This is a genomic window from Amycolatopsis sp. NPDC004772, from assembly GCF_053601215.1.
The window spans coordinates 1-15,993 of the sequence record NZ_JBSGBK010000005.1; the positions used below are offsets into that span (position 1 = coordinate 1).

The 15,993-nt window shown below is 70.7% G+C and carries 16 protein-coding genes; 6 read left to right on the top strand and 10 right to left on the bottom strand.

Annotated elements, in window-relative coordinates; all coding sequences use genetic code 11:
• Window positions 1-59: 59 nt before the first annotated feature.
• Complete coding sequence (pafA, locus tag ACWEF6_RS04590) at window positions 60-1,418, bottom strand: Pup--protein ligase (RefSeq protein WP_013226720.1); 1,359 nt, start codon at window positions 1,416-1,418, stop codon at window positions 60-62.
• Window positions 1,419-1,619: 201 nt separating this feature from the next.
• Between pafA and ACWEF6_RS04595 the strand changes: the two genes are divergently transcribed.
• Window positions 1,620-3,044 carry a phosphatase PAP2 family protein gene (locus ACWEF6_RS04595; RefSeq protein WP_449681797.1) on the top strand — a complete coding sequence of 475 codons (1,425 nt, stop codon included), beginning with the start codon at window positions 1,620-1,622 and terminating at the stop codon, window positions 3,042-3,044.
• A gap of 101 nt (window positions 3,045-3,145) precedes the next feature.
• Window positions 3,146-4,345, top strand: coding sequence for an alpha/beta hydrolase (locus ACWEF6_RS04600; RefSeq protein ID WP_449681651.1), 1,200 nt, complete (start codon window positions 3,146-3,148; stop codon window positions 4,343-4,345).
• A gap of 342 nt (window positions 4,346-4,687) precedes the next feature.
• Here ACWEF6_RS04600 and prcA read toward each other — a convergent pair whose 3' ends face one another.
• The 4 genes from prcA to dop form a co-directional block, all read right to left on the bottom strand.
• On the bottom strand, window positions 4,688-5,470 hold the full coding sequence (prcA, locus tag ACWEF6_RS04605; RefSeq protein WP_449681652.1) for a proteasome subunit alpha: 783 nt from the start codon (window positions 5,468-5,470) through the stop codon (window positions 4,688-4,690).
• 54 nt (window positions 5,471-5,524) lie between these two features.
• Window positions 5,525-6,379, bottom strand: a complete 855-nt coding sequence (prcB, locus tag ACWEF6_RS04610; RefSeq protein WP_310972942.1) for a proteasome subunit beta — start codon at window positions 6,377-6,379, stop codon at window positions 5,525-5,527.
• 114 nt (window positions 6,380-6,493) lie between these two features.
• Window positions 6,494-6,688: a ubiquitin-like protein Pup gene (locus ACWEF6_RS04615; protein ID WP_013226725.1), complete on the bottom strand. Its 195-nt coding sequence runs from the start codon at window positions 6,686-6,688 to the stop codon at window positions 6,494-6,496.
• An 86-nt stretch (window positions 6,689-6,774) separates the two neighbouring features.
• On the bottom strand, window positions 6,775-8,277 hold the full coding sequence (gene dop, locus ACWEF6_RS04620) for a depupylase/deamidase Dop (RefSeq protein WP_310972943.1): 1,503 nt from the start codon (window positions 8,275-8,277) through the stop codon (window positions 6,775-6,777).
• 41 nt (window positions 8,278-8,318) lie between these two features.
• Here dop and ACWEF6_RS04625 point away from each other — a divergent pair, with 41 nt between their 5' ends.
• The gene (locus ACWEF6_RS04625; protein ID WP_449681653.1) at window positions 8,319-8,837 is read left to right on the top strand and encodes an NUDIX domain-containing protein; all 519 of its coding nucleotides are present in this window, start codon (window positions 8,319-8,321) and stop codon (window positions 8,835-8,837) included.
• Here ACWEF6_RS04625 and ACWEF6_RS04630 read toward each other — a convergent pair.
• From ACWEF6_RS04630 to ACWEF6_RS04640, 3 genes are read right to left on the bottom strand one after another with little or no spacing between them, the layout of a single operon-like run.
• Entirely contained in the window at window positions 8,828-9,442 is a 615-nt protein-coding gene (locus ACWEF6_RS04630) for a hypothetical protein (RefSeq protein ID WP_449681654.1), read from the bottom strand. The two genes, ACWEF6_RS04625 and ACWEF6_RS04630, sit on opposite strands and share 10 nt — an antisense overlap.
• A gap of 52 nt (window positions 9,443-9,494) precedes the next feature.
• Window positions 9,495-10,427, bottom strand: coding sequence for an aldo/keto reductase (locus ACWEF6_RS04635; RefSeq protein WP_449681655.1), 933 nt, complete (start codon window positions 10,425-10,427; stop codon window positions 9,495-9,497).
• The gene (locus tag ACWEF6_RS04640) at window positions 10,424-10,759 is read right to left on the bottom strand and encodes a hypothetical protein (RefSeq protein ID WP_449681656.1); all 336 of its coding nucleotides are present in this window, start codon (window positions 10,757-10,759) and stop codon (window positions 10,424-10,426) included. The genes ACWEF6_RS04635 and ACWEF6_RS04640 overlap by 4 nt, the downstream gene beginning before the upstream one ends.
• 76 nt (window positions 10,760-10,835) lie before the next feature.
• Between ACWEF6_RS04640 and ACWEF6_RS04645 the strand changes: the two genes are divergently transcribed.
• Complete coding sequence (locus ACWEF6_RS04645; RefSeq protein WP_449681657.1) at window positions 10,836-11,174, top strand: ArsR/SmtB family transcription factor; 339 nt, start codon at window positions 10,836-10,838, stop codon at window positions 11,172-11,174.
• 67 nt (window positions 11,175-11,241) lie between these two features.
• A complete protein-coding gene (locus ACWEF6_RS04650) occupies window positions 11,242-12,117 on the top strand; it encodes a TIGR03620 family F420-dependent LLM class oxidoreductase (protein ID WP_449681658.1) in 876 nt (291 codons plus the stop codon).
• Here the strand turns inward: ACWEF6_RS04650 and ACWEF6_RS04655 are convergent.
• The gene (locus ACWEF6_RS04655; RefSeq protein ID WP_449681659.1) at window positions 12,106-12,930 is read right to left on the bottom strand and encodes a DUF3626 domain-containing protein; all 825 of its coding nucleotides are present in this window, start codon (window positions 12,928-12,930) and stop codon (window positions 12,106-12,108) included. The genes ACWEF6_RS04650 and ACWEF6_RS04655 overlap by 12 nt on opposite strands.
• Window positions 12,931-13,006: 76 nt before the next feature.
• Here ACWEF6_RS04655 and ACWEF6_RS04660 point away from each other — a divergent pair, with 76 nt between their 5' ends.
• On the top strand, window positions 13,007-13,924 hold the full coding sequence (locus tag ACWEF6_RS04660; RefSeq protein ID WP_449681660.1) for a DMT family transporter: 918 nt from the start codon (window positions 13,007-13,009) through the stop codon (window positions 13,922-13,924).
• A gap of 51 nt (window positions 13,925-13,975) precedes the next feature.
• Here the strand turns inward: ACWEF6_RS04660 and arc are convergent, their stop codons facing one another.
• On the bottom strand, window positions 13,976-15,778 hold the full coding sequence (gene arc, locus ACWEF6_RS04665; protein WP_176169477.1) for a proteasome ATPase: 1,803 nt from the start codon (window positions 15,776-15,778) through the stop codon (window positions 13,976-13,978).
• Window positions 15,779-15,993 lie beyond the last annotated feature (215 nt).

A 15,993-nucleotide genomic window follows, 5' to 3' on the forward strand; every position in this document is an offset into this window, starting at 1 on the left:
GTGGTAAGGCGGGTTAGAACCCGCCTTACCACTCACGACCGGCCGCGGCAGAGGGGGAACTAGAGCGAGCTGATCAGGCGTTCCACCCGCTCGTCGACCGAGCGGAACGGGTCCTTGCACAGGACCGTGCGCTGGGCCTGGTCGTTCAGCTTGAGGTGCACCCAGTCGACGGTGAAGTCGCGGCCCGCGGCCTGGGCGGCGGCGATGAAGTCGCCGCGCAGCTTGGCCCGGGTCGTCTGGGGCGGGGTGTCCTTGGCCGCCTCGATCTCGCCGTCGTCGGTGACCCGGCGGACCAGGCCCTTGCGCTGGAGCAGGTCGAAGATGCCCCGGCCCCGGCGGATGTCGTGGTAGGCCAGGTCGAGCTGGGCGATGCGCGGGCTGGACAGGTCCAGGTCGTGCTTGTGCCGGTAGCGCTCGACCAGCCGGTGCTTGATCGCCCAGTCGATCTCGGTGTCGATCTTGCCGAAGTCCTGCTGCTCGACCGCTTCGAGGGCCCGGCCCCACAGCTCGACGACGCGCTCGTTCGCCGCGGTCGTGCCGTTGTCCTTGATGTGCTGGACCGCGCGGGCGTGGTACTCGCGCTGGATGTCCAGCGCCGAGGCCTCGCGCCCGCCGGCCAGCCGCACCTGGCGGCGGCCGGTGAGGTCGTGGCTGATCTCGCGGATCGCCCGGATCGGGTTGTCCAGGGTGAAGTCGCGGAACTGGACGCCGGCCTCGATCATCTCGAGCACCAGGTTCGCCGAGCCGACCTTGAGCATGGTCGTCGGCTCGGCCATGTTCGAGTCGCCCACGATGACGTGCAGCCGCCGGTAGCGCTCGGCGTCGGCGTGCGGCTCGTCGCGGGTGTTGATGATCGGCCGCGAGCGGGTGGTGGCGCTGGAGACGCCCTCCCAGATGTGCTCGGCCCGCTGGGAGAGGCAGTAGACCGCGCCGCGCGGGGTCTGCAGCACCTTGCCGGCCCCGCAGATGAGCTGGCGGGTCACCAGGAACGGGAGCAGCACGTCCGCGATCCGGGAGAACTCGCCCGCGCGCGTCACCAGGTAGTTCTCGTGACAGCCGTAGGAGTTGCCCGCGGAGTCGGTGTTGTTCTTGAACAGGAAGATGTCGCCGCCGATGCCCTCGTCGGCGAGCCGCCGCTCGGCGTCGACCAGCAGGTCCTCGAGGATCCGCTCGCCGGCCTTGTCGTGCGTGACCAGCTGGACGAGGTCGTCGCACTCGGCCGTCGCGTACTCGGGGTGCGAGCCGACGTCCAGGTAGAGCCGGGAGCCGTTCGACAGGAAGACGTTCGATGAGCGTCCCCAGGACACGACCCGCCGGAAGAGGTAACGCGCCACCTCGTCGGGCGAGAGCCTGCGCTGTCCGTGGAAGGTGCACGTGACCCCGAACTCGGTCTCGATGCCAAAGATCCGCCGCTGCATTCCACCAGAGTAGGCGCTGGACCCCCTCCCACGGTGCGCCGTTCGGGCGTCGACACGCCCCCAGTAGGCCACAGACGGTGAATTCACCCGGAATACGGCACGATTGGAGCACGGCTCTTGACGTCATGCGGAAGGCGGACTCCCTTGTCACACCAGCTCATCCGGGCCTTCCGGCAGGTCGGCCGGACCGACCGCGCCCTGATGCGCCGCACTGCCTCGCTGCCCGCCTCGAAGGCCGACGACGCGCTGAGGACGCTGTCGAGGTCGGCGAACAAGTCGCGCCTGTGGTGGGGCGTCGCGGCCCTGCTGGCCGCCCGTCCGGGCGAGACCCGCCGGGCCGCCCTGCGCGGGGTCGTCGCGATCGCCGGGGCCAGCGCGGCCGCGAACCTCATCGGCAAGCCGGTGTTCCCCCGCCGCCGCCCGGCCGAGGAAGAGACGCCGATGCACCGCCGCCTGCGGAAACGTCCCACGTCGTCGTCGTTCCCGTCCGGGCACTCAGCCTCCGCGGCGGCCTTCGCCACGGCGGTGGCGATGGAGTCGCCGCGGGCCGGGCTGGCCGTCGCCCCGCTGGCGCTGGCCGTCGCCTACTCGCGGGTCCACACCGGCGTGCACTGGCCCTCGGACGTCGGCGTCGGCCTGGGCATCGGTGTCGGCGTCGGCCTGGCCACCCGGCACTGGTGGCCGCTGCACGACGACGTCCCGGGCCGCACGGCCCACGACGCGGACGCCCCCGAGATGGTCGACGGCGAGGACATGCTCGCGGTGGTCAACCCGAACTCCGGCGTCGCCGGCCAGGACCCGACCGAGGACGTCAAGTTCGCCTGGCCGAAGGCCACGGTGCTCTACCCGGACCCGAAGCAGGACCTGCGCACCCAGCTCGAAGCCGAGATCGACGCCCGCGGCACGATCCGCGCGCTCGGCGTCGCGGGCGGCGACGGCACGGTCGCCGCGGTGGCTTCCGTGGCCGCCGAGCGCGACCTGCCGCTCGCCCTGGTCCCGGCGGGCACGCTCAACCACTTCGCCCGCGACGTCGGCGTCAGCTCGATGCCCGACGCCGACGCGGCGACCGAGGTCGGCAACGCCGTCCGCGTCGACCTGGGCGAAGTCGAGATCGACGGCGCCGGCGAGCCGGCCCACCGCTGGTTCGTCAACACCGCCAGCCTCGGCGGCTACCCCGAGATGGTCCGGCTGCGCGAGAAGCTGCAGGAAAAGCACCCCAAGTGGCCCTCGGCGGCGATCGCGCTGGCCCGGACGCTGCGGCACGCCAAGCCGCTGACCGTCCGGCTCAACGGCAAGAAGACGCAGGTCTGGCTGCTGTTCGTCGGCAACGGCACGTACGCGCCGAAGGGGTTCGCCCCGAGCCGGCGGCCCGCGCTGGACACCGGCCTGCTCGACATCCGCTACCTGCGCGCCGACCTGCCCTACTCCCGCGCCCGGTTCCTGCTGGCGATGATCACCCGCAGCCTCGCCGCCAGCCACGTCTACCAGGAACTCGACCTGCCGGAGCTGGACGTCGAGCTCCTCGACGGCAACCGCCGCGTCGCCACCGACGGCGAGGTCGGCCCGCTCGGCAACCGGTTCCGCTTCCGGTCCCGGCCCAGCGCCCTGACGCTCTACCGGCCCTAAAGGTTGCTTTACCGTCTCTCAACGTACGCACAGCGACCGCTCGCTAGCTTCGCGACCGAGCCGCGGGCCCTCCGGCCCGCGGCCGGACGAGCGGGGAGTCGATGGACGGCCACGGCCTGGCGAGCGTCATCCACCGGGCGGCGAGCGACCCGGTGCTGCCGGGCGACGTCACCGCCCGCGCCCGCGACCTGGGCCCGCTCGAGTCCCCGCTGATCTGGCTCGGCTTCGCTTCGGCGGCGGTGGCGGTGCTTGCTGTCGTGGTGGCGCTCTGGTACCGCCGCCGCGTCCGGCGCTGGGGCTTCACGGCGTTCGGCGTGCTCCTGCTGCTGGCGGCGGTGACGGCGCTGAACAGCTACGTGGGGTATGTCCGGACCTCCGACGACCTGGCGCGGCTCCTGCAGCGAGGTCCCGGAGTCGTCAACTTCGCCGGGCGGCTGCTCGACGACGGGAGTGAGGCTCCGTCTGCTTCTTCCTCCGCTCCGCGGCCTGCTGCGGGTCCTGCGGTCGCGGGTCAGCGGATCGACGTCGTGAACCTTCCTGATCCGGCGCACGGGGTGCCGTCGGGGAGCAACTACGTCATCCTGCCGCCCGGGTACGACAGTGATCCGGCCCGGCGGTATCCGGTCGTGTATCTCATCCACGGGTATCCGTTCGGGGGTCCTCGGGACTGGCTCACCTCCGGGGATGCGCCGGGAACGCTGCAGGCGTTGGAGAAGGCCAATGTCATCGCGCCGATGATCGTGGTCAGTGTCGACATGACCGCCGGGAATCCGAGTACCGACTGGGAGTGCCTGAACGTTCCCGGTGGGCCTCAGCTGGAGAGCTACCTGGCCGGGACGGTGGTTCCGGCGATCGACCAGCGGTACCGGACGTTGGCTGACCGGAGTCATCGGGCGCTGGGTGGGATGTCGGGTGGCGGGTTCGGGGCGTTGAACATCGGGCTGCACCACGTCGACGAGTTCGCGACGCTGGTGATCGCCCTGCCCTACGACGACTTGAACGACTCCGTGGGCATCCTCGACGGGAACCGGGCGGCGATCGCGGCCAACACGCCTCGGCGATATCTGCCTACTATGCGGTTTTCGGCGCCGATCTCGGTGATGCTTGCGGTGGGGACCGGGGCGCCCACGGATGTTGCGACGGCTCGGCGGATCGCCGATGCGCTGCATGCACGGGGGCAGGAGGCTGTGGTTCATGCCGAGCGGGGGTTCAATCACACCTGGCATACCGCTCGGGCGACCTTGCCGTATTTGCTGGCTTTTGCCGATGAGGGGTTTCGGACTTCTCCTGCTACGTCTTGAGGTGAGCTGCGCGGGGGCTGCCCTATGAGCCTGCGTGGGTGGTTCCCGCCGGCCCGAACGCTTGATTGTTCAACGGCCGACAGGCCGCGTCAAGGCGGGAAAGCGTGCCTTGACCCGGCCTGTCGGCCGCTGGCTCGGCTGCGTATCGGGTCGGCAGGGGGGTGTGGCCGGGGCGGTTCCGCGTGCTCGGCGAGCTTGCTCTGCCGAGCCGCCGAAACGGGCCAGTCTCGGCGTGCTTCGGCCCTTCGGGCCGTTGGCAAGGGCCGCGGCGCCGTTCCCGGCCGTGTTGCGACGCAAAAGCGGGGCGCGGCCCATCGGCCCCGCCCCGCTTTGCTCGGGAAACTACTCGCCTTCGGGCTTGCTCTCCGGCTCCTCGCCCTGGGGATCCGGGACCGGCAGTAGCGTGTCCAGTGCTGCTCCCGTCAAGCGGCGGAACATGCGCCTCGGGCGGTCGCGGTCCAAAACCGCCACCTCCAGCTTGATCGGGTCCGCCTCGCCGTTGCCGTTCGCCGATGCGTTCGCCGACGACGACGATGACGATCCCGTGGTCGGCTGGTTCGGCGTCCTCAAGGCCGCCACCGCCACGCCCAGGGCCGCCTGGAGGTCCAGGCCGTCCTCGAACGTCTCCTTCAGCTTGGCCGAGATCTTGTCCGTCTGGCCGCCCATCACCACGTACTGCGGCTCGTCGAAGATCGAGCCGTCGTACGTCAGGCGGTACAGCTGGTCCTCCGCCGAACTCGCTCCCACCTCCGCCACGCAGATCTCCACCTCGAACGGCTTCAGCTGCTCGGTGAAGATGCTGCCCAGCGTCGCCGCGTAGGCGTTCGCCAGCGCTCGGGCGCTCACGTCACGCCTGTCGTACTGGTAGCCCTTCAGGTCCGCGTGACGGATGCCCGCCACGCGGAGGTTCTCGAACTCGCTGTAGCGCCCGACCGCCGCGAAACCGATGCGGTCGTAGATCTCGGAGACCTTGTGCAGCGTCGCCGACGGGTTCTCCGCAACGAACAGGACGCCGCCCGAGTACTTCAGGACCACCACGCTCCGGCCGCGCGCGATGCCCTTGCGCGCCAGCTCGGAACGCTCCCGCATCAGCTGCTCGGGAGAGGCATACAACGGCATCGTCACGGTGTGCGCTCCAGGTCTTTCGGTGTTCCAACGTTCACTGGTTCAGGCCCCGGGTCAGGACAGCCGGCGCTGCTGGCGCTCGATCCGCCCCGCCACCACGGCTTCGGCCACCGCCGCCGTCTCCGACTCCGACAGCTGGACCGCGCCGTGCTCGGCGGTGATCGTCACGACGCTCGGGAAAATCCTGCGCACCAGGTCCGGGCCGCCCGATGCCGTGTCGTCGTCCGCCGCGTCGTACAGGGCCTCCACCGCGACGCGGACCGCGCCCTCGGCGTCGGCGTCCGGGTCGTGCAGCTTCTTCAACGCCGATTTCGCGAACAGCGAACCCGAGCCGATGCCCGCGTAACCGCCGTTCTCCTCGTACCGCCCGCCCGCGGCGTCGTACGACACGATCCGGCCCGCGTGCTTGGCGTCCTCGGCCTCCAGGTCGTAGCCCACGAACAGCGGGATCGCCGCCAGCCCGGCCATCGCCATCTCGAGGTTCGCCTTGACCATCCCGGCCAGCTTGTTCGTCTTGCCGTCCAGCGACAGCGAAACGCCCTCGATCTTCTCGTAGTGCGCCAGCTCGACCGCGTACAACCGCACCATCTCCACGGCCAGCCCCGCCGTGCCCGCGATGCCGACCGCCGAATACTCGTCGGTGACGTGCACCTTCTCGATGTCGCGGCTCGCGATCAGGTTGCCCGACGTCGCCCGCCGGTCACCCGCGATCAGCACCCCGCCGGCGAAGGTGCACGCGACGATCGTCGTCCCGTGCGGCACGCCCAGCTCGGCCGCGCCCGGCGTCACCCGCCGCTCGGGCAGCAGCTCCGGCGCCTGCACGCGCAGGAAGTCCGAAAACGACGACGTCGCCGAGGAGAAGTACGGCGCAGGCAGCGCGGGACCCGAGATGCCCCTGGTGTTGTCCATACGTGCTCAAAAATCCCATCTGTGCGGGCCGGAGCCCCGCGCGGGCGCGGACGCCGCGCGGAGCCCCGGCCGCCGGCTGAACGGTCGGCAAGGGCGCAGTGCCCTCGACAGCGGCTATTCGCCGCCCTTCTGCACGTAGGCCCGGACGAAGTCCTCGGCGTTCTCCTCGAGCACGTCGTCGATCTCGTCGAGGATCGTGTCGACGTCCTCGCCGAGCTTCTCGCGCCGCTCCTGACCCGCCGCGCCGGTGTCGTCGAACTCCTCGTCGGAGTCACCACCGCCGTGCTTTTCGATCTTTTCCTGGGCCATCTCGCCTCCCGGTGTGGCTGATGTTTCCTAGCCTACCCAGCGGCCCCGACATTCGGGGTCACGCCGCGATCGCTGGTGCGTCCCGCCTAGTCCGAACCGGTGAGCGCCTCCACGAGCTCCTCCGCCGTCGCCGCGTTGTCCAGCAGCTTGCCGACGTGCGCCTTCGTCCCCCGCAGCGGCTCCAGGGTCGGGATCCGCACCAGCGACTCCTTGCCCACGTCGAAGATGACCGAATCCCACGAAGCCGCCGCGATCGACGTCGCGTACTTCTCCAGCGCCCGGCCGCGGAAGTAGGCGCGGGTGTCCGACGGCGGCGTCGTCACCGCGGCCAGCACCTCCTCCTCGGTGACCAGGCGCTTCATCGACCCGCGGGTGACGAGCCGGTTGTACAGGCCCTTCGCCAGCCGCACGTCCGAATACTGCAGGTCGACCAGCCGCAGCCGGGGCGCGCCCCAGGCCAGCTGGTCACGCTGCCGGTAGCCCTCGAGCAGCCGCAGCTTGGCCGGCCAGTCCAGCCGGTCCGCGCACTCCTGCGGGTCGCGGGCCAGCGCGTCCAGGATCTCGCCCCAGACCCGCAGGACCTCCTTCGACGCCTGGTCGGCGCCGGTGCGCTCGAGGTTCTGCGACGCGATCTCGTGGTAGGCGAACTGCAGGTCCAGCCCGGTGTACTTCTTGCCGTTCGCCAGCGCGACCTGCGTCTTCAACGTCGGGTCGTGGCTGATCTGGTGGACGGCCTTGACCGGTTCGTCCAGCTTCAGGTCGTCGAACCGGATGCCGGACTCGATCAGGTCCAGCACCAGCGCCGTCGTGCCGACCTTCAGGTACGTCGAGTACTCCGACATGTTCGCGTCGCCGATGATGACGTGCAGCCGCCGGTACTTGTCCGCGTCCGCGTGCGGCTCGTCGCGGGTGTTGATGATCCCGCGCTTGAGCGTGGTCTCCAGGCCGACCTCGACCTCGATGTAGTCCGCACGCTGGGAGAGCTGGAACCCGGCCTCTTCGCTCTGCTGGCCGATCCCGAGCCGGCCCGAGCCGGTGACGACCTGCCGCGAGACGAAGAACGGGGTCAGCCCGGCGATCACCGCGGTGAACGGCGTCGACCGCGCCATCAGGTAGTTCTCGTGCGTGCCGTAGCTCGCGCCCTTGCCGTCGACGTTGTTCTTGTACAGCTGCAGCTGTGGCTGGCCCGGCACGGAAGCGGCCTTCATCGCCGCCTCCTCCATCACCCGCTCGCCCGCCTTGTCCCAGATGACCGCGTCACGCGCGTTCGTCACCTCGGGCGCCGAGTACTCCGGGTGCGCGTGGTCGACGTACAGGCGTGCCCCGTTGGTCAGGATGACGTTCGCCGCGCCCAGGTCCTCGACGTCCGGGTCGTGCCCCGGGCCGCCCGGGCCGGTCAGGTCGAACCCGCGCGCGTCCCGCAGCGGGCTCTCCACCTCGTAGTCCCACCGCGCCCGGCGGGCGCGCGGGATGTCGGCCGCCGCCGCGTACGCCAGCACGACCTGGGTGGAGGTGAGTACCGGATTCGCCGTCGCGTCGCCCGGCACGGAGATGCCGTACTCGACTTCGGTTCCCATGATCCGCCGCATGTCCCCACCCTACGGGGTCGTCCTAGTGGAACGATGCACCCATGCCAGGCAGTGACGAACTCGTTGCCCTCTATGACCAGGCCGGAGCCGTGGTCGGCCGGACGACCCGCGCCGCCGTCCGCGCCGGCGCGCTGTGGCACGCCGCAGGCGTCGTCCTGGTCCGTTCGGGTGACGGAACCGCGGTTTACGTGCACCTGCGCACGCCCGGTAAGGACGTGTTCCCCTCCACCTGGGACTGCTGGGCCGGTGGGGTGGTGGCCGCGGGCGAGACCCCGGCCGAATGCGCCCGCCGCGAACTCGCCGAAGAACTCGGCGTCCAGGGAGTGGAACCGGTGCCCCTGTTCACCAAGGTGTACGACGACGGCCGCAACCGCTGCCACAACTTCGCCTTCGAAGTCCGCTGGGACGGCCCGATCCGCCACCAGGCCGAAGAGATCGTCGAAGGCCGCTGGATCACCCTGGACGAGCTGCGGGCCTGGATCGAGGACCCGGCCCCGGAGCTGCCCTTCATCCCCGACGGCCGCGAAGGCGTCCAGGAATGGTTCCGCCGCTACGGCTGAGCGGTCAGTTTCGCCGTCATCGCCGGCAGCAGGCGCTTCGCCGCGTCCACCGCCCGGGCCTCCGTGCTCGCCGAGACGGTCAGCCCGGACACGAGCCTGCCCTTCGCCAGCAACACCGTGCAGGTCTTGCCCTCGCACCACGCCCGCTGGACCTCGACCCCGGACTGGGCGGGCACGGTGACCTCGCGGCCCGCGCACTCGGCGCCCGCGACGGCCCGGGCCGCCGCCGGCTCCGGATACGCGGCCACGCGGTGGCTCAGCACCGAGCTGCTGGGGTAGCGCCAGGACGCCGTCCGGCTGGCGGCCGACACCGCCGCCGTCAGGCACCCCGAAGCTTCCCCGGACCCCGGCTGCACCCCTTCTTCCGCGACGTCGGCGTCGGTCAGCAGCGCCCCCTCCGCGAGCGGGCCGAGGTCGGGGGCCGGCGGTTTCACCGGCGCGGCCTGCGCCTGGCTCACCCGCGCCTCCGCGGGGGCCGGGGCCGGCGCCGACGTGGTCACCGGATCGTCGTAGTACGTCTCGAGGTTGTCCGGATCGGGCCCTTCGCAGCCCGTGAGGCCGACCAACGCGACCGCGGCCAACGCGATCGCCTGCCGATGACGCACCTGATCCGGCCTCCCAACGTGCTCTTGTGCCTGCGAAGGGTAGTGCAGCGGCTCACCGCCACGCCAAGGAGGACCGGTGCCGCCAGTACTGCTCCGGATTCTCCGCCAGCCCCGCGAGGACGGCCTCCTCCTCCGTGCTCAGCGAAAGCGTGGCGCCCCGCAGGTTCGCCGCCAGCTGCGCCGGGCTCGCCGGGCCGAGGACCGCCCGGTCCGCCCAGTCGTTGGCCAGCACCGCGGCCACCGCGATCGCGTCCGGCCCGATCCCGTGTGCGGCCGCGAGCTCGCGGACCGCGGCCGGCGCCTCGACCGCCAGCCTGCCGTTGGCCAGGGTTTCCTTGACCAGCACCCGCTTCCCGGCCGCGTGCGCCGCGGCCAGGGCCGGCCCCGCGGACGGTTCCAGGACGTTCCACGTCGACTGCACCGCCGAGAACACCGGGCGCCCGGCCACTTCCAGCGCGAACGCCCGCTCGATCGCGGCCGCCTGGGCCGGCCCGGACGTCGAGAACCCGACCGCGACCCCGTTCGCGGACAGCTCCGCGAGCGCTTCCAGCAACGGCTCGTCGGTGAACAGCGGACTGTCCACAGTGAGCGAATGCACCTGGTAGAGCCCGACCCGATCCCCCAGCAGCGCCAGGGTTTCCGCCCACTGCACCGCGAACCGCGCCGCCGAATACTCCTTCACCTCGTGCACGTCGGCGTCGAGGCGCCACTCACCCACGTAGGCGTAGCCCCACTTGCTGGAGACCTCGATCCCCGGGTGCCCGCGCTCGGCGAGCCAGCCGGCCAGGAACTCCTCGGAGCGCCCGTAGGAGCGGGCGACGTCGACGTGCCGGATACCCGCGGCGTAGGCGTCGTCGAGCACCGCGTACGTCGCCGCGCGCATCGAAGCGACGTCCCGCACCGCCGGCAGCGCCCCTTCGCTGCCCAGGTTGATGTACGCGGGGCGGCCCAGCGCCGCCAGTCCGAGGGCGATGCGCGTCCTCATGCGGTCTGCTTGTGCCGCAGGATGGCCAGCCACTGCCCCGCGGTCTGCGCTTGGCGGTGCAGCTTCTCGAGGCGTGCGGCGGGGGCCCGGACGTAGCCCTTGCCGAACACCGGCGCGATCTGGCGGAGGCTGGCGCCGCCTTCGCGGGCCGCGAGCAGCAGCCAGTCCGAGGCGTCGGCGCAGGCCGCGGACGCGCGGCGCAGCTCGCCGAGCATGTCGATGAGTTCCTGGGCGCTCACCTCCCCCGCTTCGACGGCGGCCGCCGTCGTCTCCAGCCAGGCCAGGACGTCGGGTTCGGTGATGGGTGCGCGAGGCCGGGATTTTTCGGTCACGCCCGCGAGTATAGGTCGTTATACGCGCGGCGCCGGGGAGTACACGCCGGGGGCGGTTATGCTGATCTCGAGGCCCATGACTGCGCACACCGAACCCGAAGCCGACGTCGAGCAGCTGCTCGACGTGTTCAAGGCGCTCGCGAACCCGGTGCGGTTGCAGGTGCTGCGGTGGTTGCGGGAGCCGGTGCGCCACTTTCCGGTGGAGCGAGCCATTGCCGATCCGGTCGAGGTAGGCGTGTGCGTGACGCACATCCAGGAGAAGACCGGGCTCGCGCAGTCGACCGTCTCGGCGTACATGGCCGAGCTGCAGCGCGCCGGGCTGGTGCGGGCGACGCGTGTCGGCAAGTGGACGCACTACAAGCGGGACGAAGCCCGGATCGCCGAGCTCGTCGCCACCCTCGGTCACCTCCTCTGACCTGCCCCTCCCCCGCTTCGCCGGCCTGTCCGTTGCTTCATATCGAAAATCTGCGATACTTCGATTTATGGGTACGATCGAGAACATGCGGCTCGGCCGCTACGGGATCTGGACGTTCGACTTCGAGGACCAGCCGGCCGGCCTGATCCGGGATTCGGTGCGGGAACTGGAAGAACTCGGCTGGCCGGCGCTCTGGATCCCGGAAAGCCAGGGCCGGGAGGCCCTCACGCACGCCGGGTTCCTCCTCGCCGCCACCGAACGCCTCACCGTCGTCAACGGCATCGCGCAGATCTGGTCCCGCGAAGCGCAGTGGACCCGCGGCGCGGCCCTGCTGCTGGCCGACGCCTACCCCGACCGCCACCTGCTGGGCCTGGGTTTCGGGGCCGGAAAGCCCGGCACGAAGCCGCTTCGGGCGATGAACGACTACCTCGACACGCTGGACATCGACCCGAAGGTCAACCCCGCCCCGCGCGCGCCGATGCGCCGGATCCTCGCCGCGTACGGCCCGAAGATGCTGGAGCTGGCCCGCGACCGGTCGGCGGGCGCGCACACCTACCACGTCACCCCGGAGCACACGGCCCAGGCGCGCGAAATCCTCGGCGCGGCCCCGTTCCTCGGCGTCGAGCACGCGGTGCTGTTCGAGACCGACGCGGCCAAGGCGCGCGAGATCGCCCGCGAGCACCTGCACCCGTACCTCACCACGCCGTACAACATCGCGAAGTTCCTCCGGCTCGGGTACACCGAGGAAGACATCGACGGCGGCAGCGACCGGCTCGTCGACGACCTGGTGGTCTGGGGCGACCTCGAGACCATCACCGCGAAGCTGCGGCAGCACCTCGACGCGGGCGCCGACCACGTCGGCGTCCAGGTCATCGGCGTCGAACCGGGCACTTCGGCCATGCCGCACTGGCGGCGGCTGACCGAGGCGCTGCTAACCGCGTAGCCCGAACCGCGCGGTGCAATGCCACACGCGCTTGAGCACCTGGGGATCGTGCCGGCCGGCGCGGACGGCGTCGCCGATGACGCGGGCGTCCAGCCACCCGTCTTCGGCGATTTCTTCGCCGGCCCGCACGACGTCCGCGCCGCGGTAGTCCGCGTGCTCGGCGAGCGTCGTCACGGCGAGCCGGAACCCGTGGTGCCAGCGGGTGGGGAACGGAAACTCCGCGGCCGCGGCTTCGACGTCGGTGCCGCGGAACGACGGGTCGAGCACCAGGGCCGCGACGTCGTCCGGCAGCCGGAGCGGGCCGTGGACGTGGGCTTCGACGTAGTCGTCGAGTTCGTCGGGGGTGTCCGCTTCGACGAGCGGGAGCAGCGGGAAGCGGGCACGGGTGCCGAAGTGCGCCGGCTCGTGGAAGCTGTCCGGGTAGCAGAACGTCGTGCGCGCCAGCACTTCCCGCCGGAGCCGGAAGTGCGCCGACCCGAACCGCACCGAACCGCCCGCCGGACGGCAGCGGTGGTCGAGCGAGCCGTACTTCGGGCGCTCCGACGGCGGCAGCTCGTCGTAGACACCGCCGAACATCCGGTGCTCCCAGCGCCACCGGGCCCCGCCGGGGTGCGCGGTCAGGCCGCCGTTGCCCGTCCCCGTCTCGAACTGCGAGCGGTAGACCCCGTCGGTCAGCCAGTGCCGCAGCAGCGGCATCGCCCCCACCGGCCGGTCCGGGTGGAAGTGGATCGTGACGTCGAGCCCCTCCGGCAGCGGCGGCCCGCCGGCGCGGGTTTCCACGTACTCGACCGCTGCCTGCCATCCGCGCCCCATGGTATAGGACGTTATACACAATGCGGCGTCGGAAAACCACTGGCTTCGCGGTGGGTCCGGCGGTTTGACTGCGGTCATGCGACGGGCGGAGTTCGGGGTCACGGTGCGGTTCGCGCTGCTGGCGATCGTGTGGGGTGCGAGTTTCCTGTTCATCAAGGTGGGGCTCGGCGGGCTCTCCCCCGGTCAGGTGGCGCTCGCCCGGGTCGCGCTGGGGGCGCTGGCGCTGGGCGGGATCCTGCTGGTGCGCCGGCGGCCGCTTCCGCGTGATCCCGTGCTGTGGGGGCACCTCGCGGCCGTGTCGGTGTTGCTGTGCGTGGTGCCGTTCCTGCTGTTCTCGTGGGCGGAGCAGTACATTTCGTCCGGTTTGGCCAGTATCTTCAACGCGACGACGCCGCTGATCACGATGCTGCTGGCGGCCGCGGCGCTGCCCGAGGAGCGGTTCACGCCGCCGCGGGTGCTCGGCTTGCTGCTCGGGTTCCTGGGGGTGCTGACCATCGTCGGCGTGTGGCACGGCATCGACGTGTCCCACCAGCTGACCGCCCAGCTCGCCTGCCTCGGCGCAACGACGTGCTACGGCGCGTGTTTCGTGTACCTGCGCCGGTTCGTCTCACCGCGTGGGACGGACCCGGTGGTCGTCGCGTTCGGGCAGACGGCGTCGGCGACGGTGATCCTGGGCCTGCTGACCCCGGCGATCGCGGCGACGCCGGTGCACCTGAGCCTGCCGGTGGTGGCGAGCATGATCGCGCTCGGCGTGTTCGGCACCGGCATCGCCTACGCCTGGAACACCCGGATCATCGCGGCCTGGGGCGCGGCCAACGCCTCCGCGGTGACGTACCTGACGCCGGTCGTGGGCGTGCTGCTCGGGGTGCTCGTGCTGGGTGAGCCGGTGAGCTGGAACCAGCCGGCCGGGGCCCTGCTCGTGGTGCTGGGGATCCTGGCCGCCCACGGACGGCTGCGCCTGCGCAGGAGCGAGCCCGAACTCGTCCGCCGTTAGACACGCCGATGGGCGGCTGCCGCGGCAGCCGCCCATCGCGCGTTCGGAACCTTACAGGTACTGACCGGTGTTCGTGGCGGTGTCGATCGCCCGCCCCGAGTCCTGGTTCTTGCCGGTGACGAGCGTGCGGATGTAGACGATCCGCTCGCCCTTCTTGCCGGAGATCCGGGCCCAGTCGTCCGGGTTGGTGGTGTTCGGGAGGTCCTCGTTCTCCGCGAACTCGTCGACGATCGCGTCGAGCAGGTGCTGCACGCGCAGACCCGGCTGCTTGGTCTCCAGCACCGACTTGATCGCCGACTTCTTCGCCCGGTCCACGATGTTCTGGATCATCGCGCCCGAGTTGAAGTCGCGGAAGTACAGGACTTCCTTGTCCCCGTTGGCGTAGGTCACCTCGAGGAACCGGTTCTCGTCGCTCTCCTCGTACATCCGCTCGACCGTGTGCTGGATCATCGCGTCGAACGTCGCCTTGGCGTCGCCGCCGAACTCGGCGAGGTCGTCCGCGTGGATCGGCAGGCCTTCGGCCAGGTACTTGGAGAAGATGTCCTTCGCGCCTTCGGCGTCCGGACGCTCGATCTTGATCTTGACGTCGAGCCGGCCCGGCCGCAGGATCGCCGGGTCGATCATGTCCTCGCGGTTGGAGGCGCCGATGACGATGACGTTCTCCAGGCCTTCGACACCGTCGATCTCCGACAGCAGCTGCGGCACGATCGTGGTCTCCACGTCGGACGACACGCCCGATCCACGGGTCCGGAAGATCGAGTCCATCTCGTCGAAGAACACGATCACCGGGGTGCCCTCGGAGGCCTTCTCCCGCGCCCGCTGGAAGATCAGGCGGATGTGCCGCTCGGTCTCCCCGACGAACTTGTTGAGCAGCTCGGGACCCTTGATGTTCAGGAAGTAGGACTTCCCGTCCGCCGCGTCGCCGCGGGCCTCGGCCACCTTCTTGGCCAGCGAGTTCGCCACCGCCTTGGCGATGAGCGTCTTGCCGCAGCCCGGCGGGCCGTAGAGCAGGACGCCCTTGGGCGGCCGCAGCTGGTACTCCTGGTACAGGTCGGCGTGCAGGAACGGCAGCTCGACCGCGTCCCTGATCTGCTCGATCTGCCGGGTGAGGCCACCGATGTCCTCGTAGCGGACGTCGGGCACCTCCTCCAGCACCAGGTCCTCGACCTCCGCCTTCGGCACGCGCTCGTACGCGTAGCCGGCCTTGGAGTCGACCAGCAGCGAGTCGCCCGGCTTGAGCGGCTGCTCGGCCAGCAGGTCGGAGAGCAGGACCACCCGCTCTTCGTCCGCGTGCCCGACCACCAGGGCGCGGGGGCTGCCGCCCTCGACGTCCGGGGCGAGCACCTCACGCAGCGCACACACCTCGCCGGTGCGTTCGAATCCGCCGCCTTCGACCACGGTGAGCGCCTCGTTGAGCCGCAGCGCCTGGCCGCGGCGCAGGGACGAGATCTCGACCGCGGGCGAAACCGACACCCGCATCTTCCGGCCGGCCGTGAAGACGTCCACCGTGTTGTCCTCGTAGGCCTCGACGAAGACGCCGTACCCGGACGGTGGCTGGGCCAGCCTGTCGACCTCTTCACGGAGAGCGAGGAGCTGTCCTCGCGCTTCGCGCAGGGTTTCGACCAGTTTGGTGTTGCGTTCGGTGAGCTGGCTCACCCTTTCCGAGGCCTCGGCGAGCCGCTGTTCGAGAACCCGGTTCTGCCGTGGCGAGTCCGTCAGTTTGCGGCGCAGCAGCGCCACTTCTTCCTCGAGAAAACGGATCTGCCGAGCCTGCTCGTCCGCCGTCGTCCCAGCTCCGGATGTTGCTGAAGGGTCGGCCTCCTCGCGCCGACCTCCGGGAAGGTCATGATGCATCGGGCACCTCCTCGGAGTGCTTTTCATTCCACGGTACCGGCGATCACCGACAAGAAAAGGCCTTTCCGGATCACAAGATCGGCGCGTCGCGGTTTGCCGGCCCCCTCCAGCACGGACATTCCCGCAGCGCAAGCGGCCATTTCGGTGCCGTGGCGCCGGTGTGTCGCGGGTCCCTCCGGGCCGGGACGAAGCAAGCAGGCTCGAAGTACCCCGCC

What these genes read in the sequence shown, in the direction of transcription:
- ACWEF6_RS04615 (WP_013226725.1), bottom strand. Translation starts at nt 6,688, where the DNA reads ATGGCCCAGGAAAAGATCGAAAAGCACGGCGGTGGTGACTCCGACGAG.
- ACWEF6_RS04650 (WP_449681658.1), top strand. Translation starts at nt 11,242, where the DNA reads ATGGGTACGATCGAGAACATGCGGCTCGGCCGCTACGGGATCTGGACG.
- dop (WP_310972943.1), bottom strand. Translation starts at nt 8,277, where the DNA reads ATGCGGCGGATCATGGGAACCGAAGTCGAGTACGGCATCTCCGTGCCG.
- arc (WP_176169477.1), bottom strand. Translation starts at nt 15,778, where the DNA reads ATGCATCATGACCTTCCCGGAGGTCGGCGCGAGGAGGCCGACCCTTCA.
- ACWEF6_RS04600 (WP_449681651.1), top strand. Translation starts at nt 3,146, where the DNA reads ATGGACGGCCACGGCCTGGCGAGCGTCATCCACCGGGCGGCGAGCGAC.
- ACWEF6_RS04655 (WP_449681659.1), bottom strand. Translation starts at nt 12,930, where the DNA reads ATGGGGCGCGGATGGCAGGCAGCGGTCGAGTACGTGGAAACCCGCGCC.
- ACWEF6_RS04625 (WP_449681653.1), top strand. Translation starts at nt 8,319, where the DNA reads ATGCCAGGCAGTGACGAACTCGTTGCCCTCTATGACCAGGCCGGAGCC.
- ACWEF6_RS04660 (WP_449681660.1), top strand. Translation starts at nt 13,007, where the DNA reads ATGCGACGGGCGGAGTTCGGGGTCACGGTGCGGTTCGCGCTGCTGGCG.
- ACWEF6_RS04635 (WP_449681655.1), bottom strand. Translation starts at nt 10,427, where the DNA reads ATGAGGACGCGCATCGCCCTCGGACTGGCGGCGCTGGGCCGCCCCGCG.
- prcB (WP_310972942.1), bottom strand. Translation starts at nt 6,379, where the DNA reads ATGGACAACACCAGGGGCATCTCGGGTCCCGCGCTGCCTGCGCCGTAC.
- ACWEF6_RS04595 (WP_449681797.1), top strand. Translation starts at nt 1,620, where the DNA reads ATGCGCCGCACTGCCTCGCTGCCCGCCTCGAAGGCCGACGACGCGCTG.
- ACWEF6_RS04645 (WP_449681657.1), top strand. Translation starts at nt 10,836, where the DNA reads ATGACTGCGCACACCGAACCCGAAGCCGACGTCGAGCAGCTGCTCGAC.
- pafA (WP_013226720.1), bottom strand. Translation starts at nt 1,418, where the DNA reads ATGCAGCGGCGGATCTTTGGCATCGAGACCGAGTTCGGGGTCACGTGC.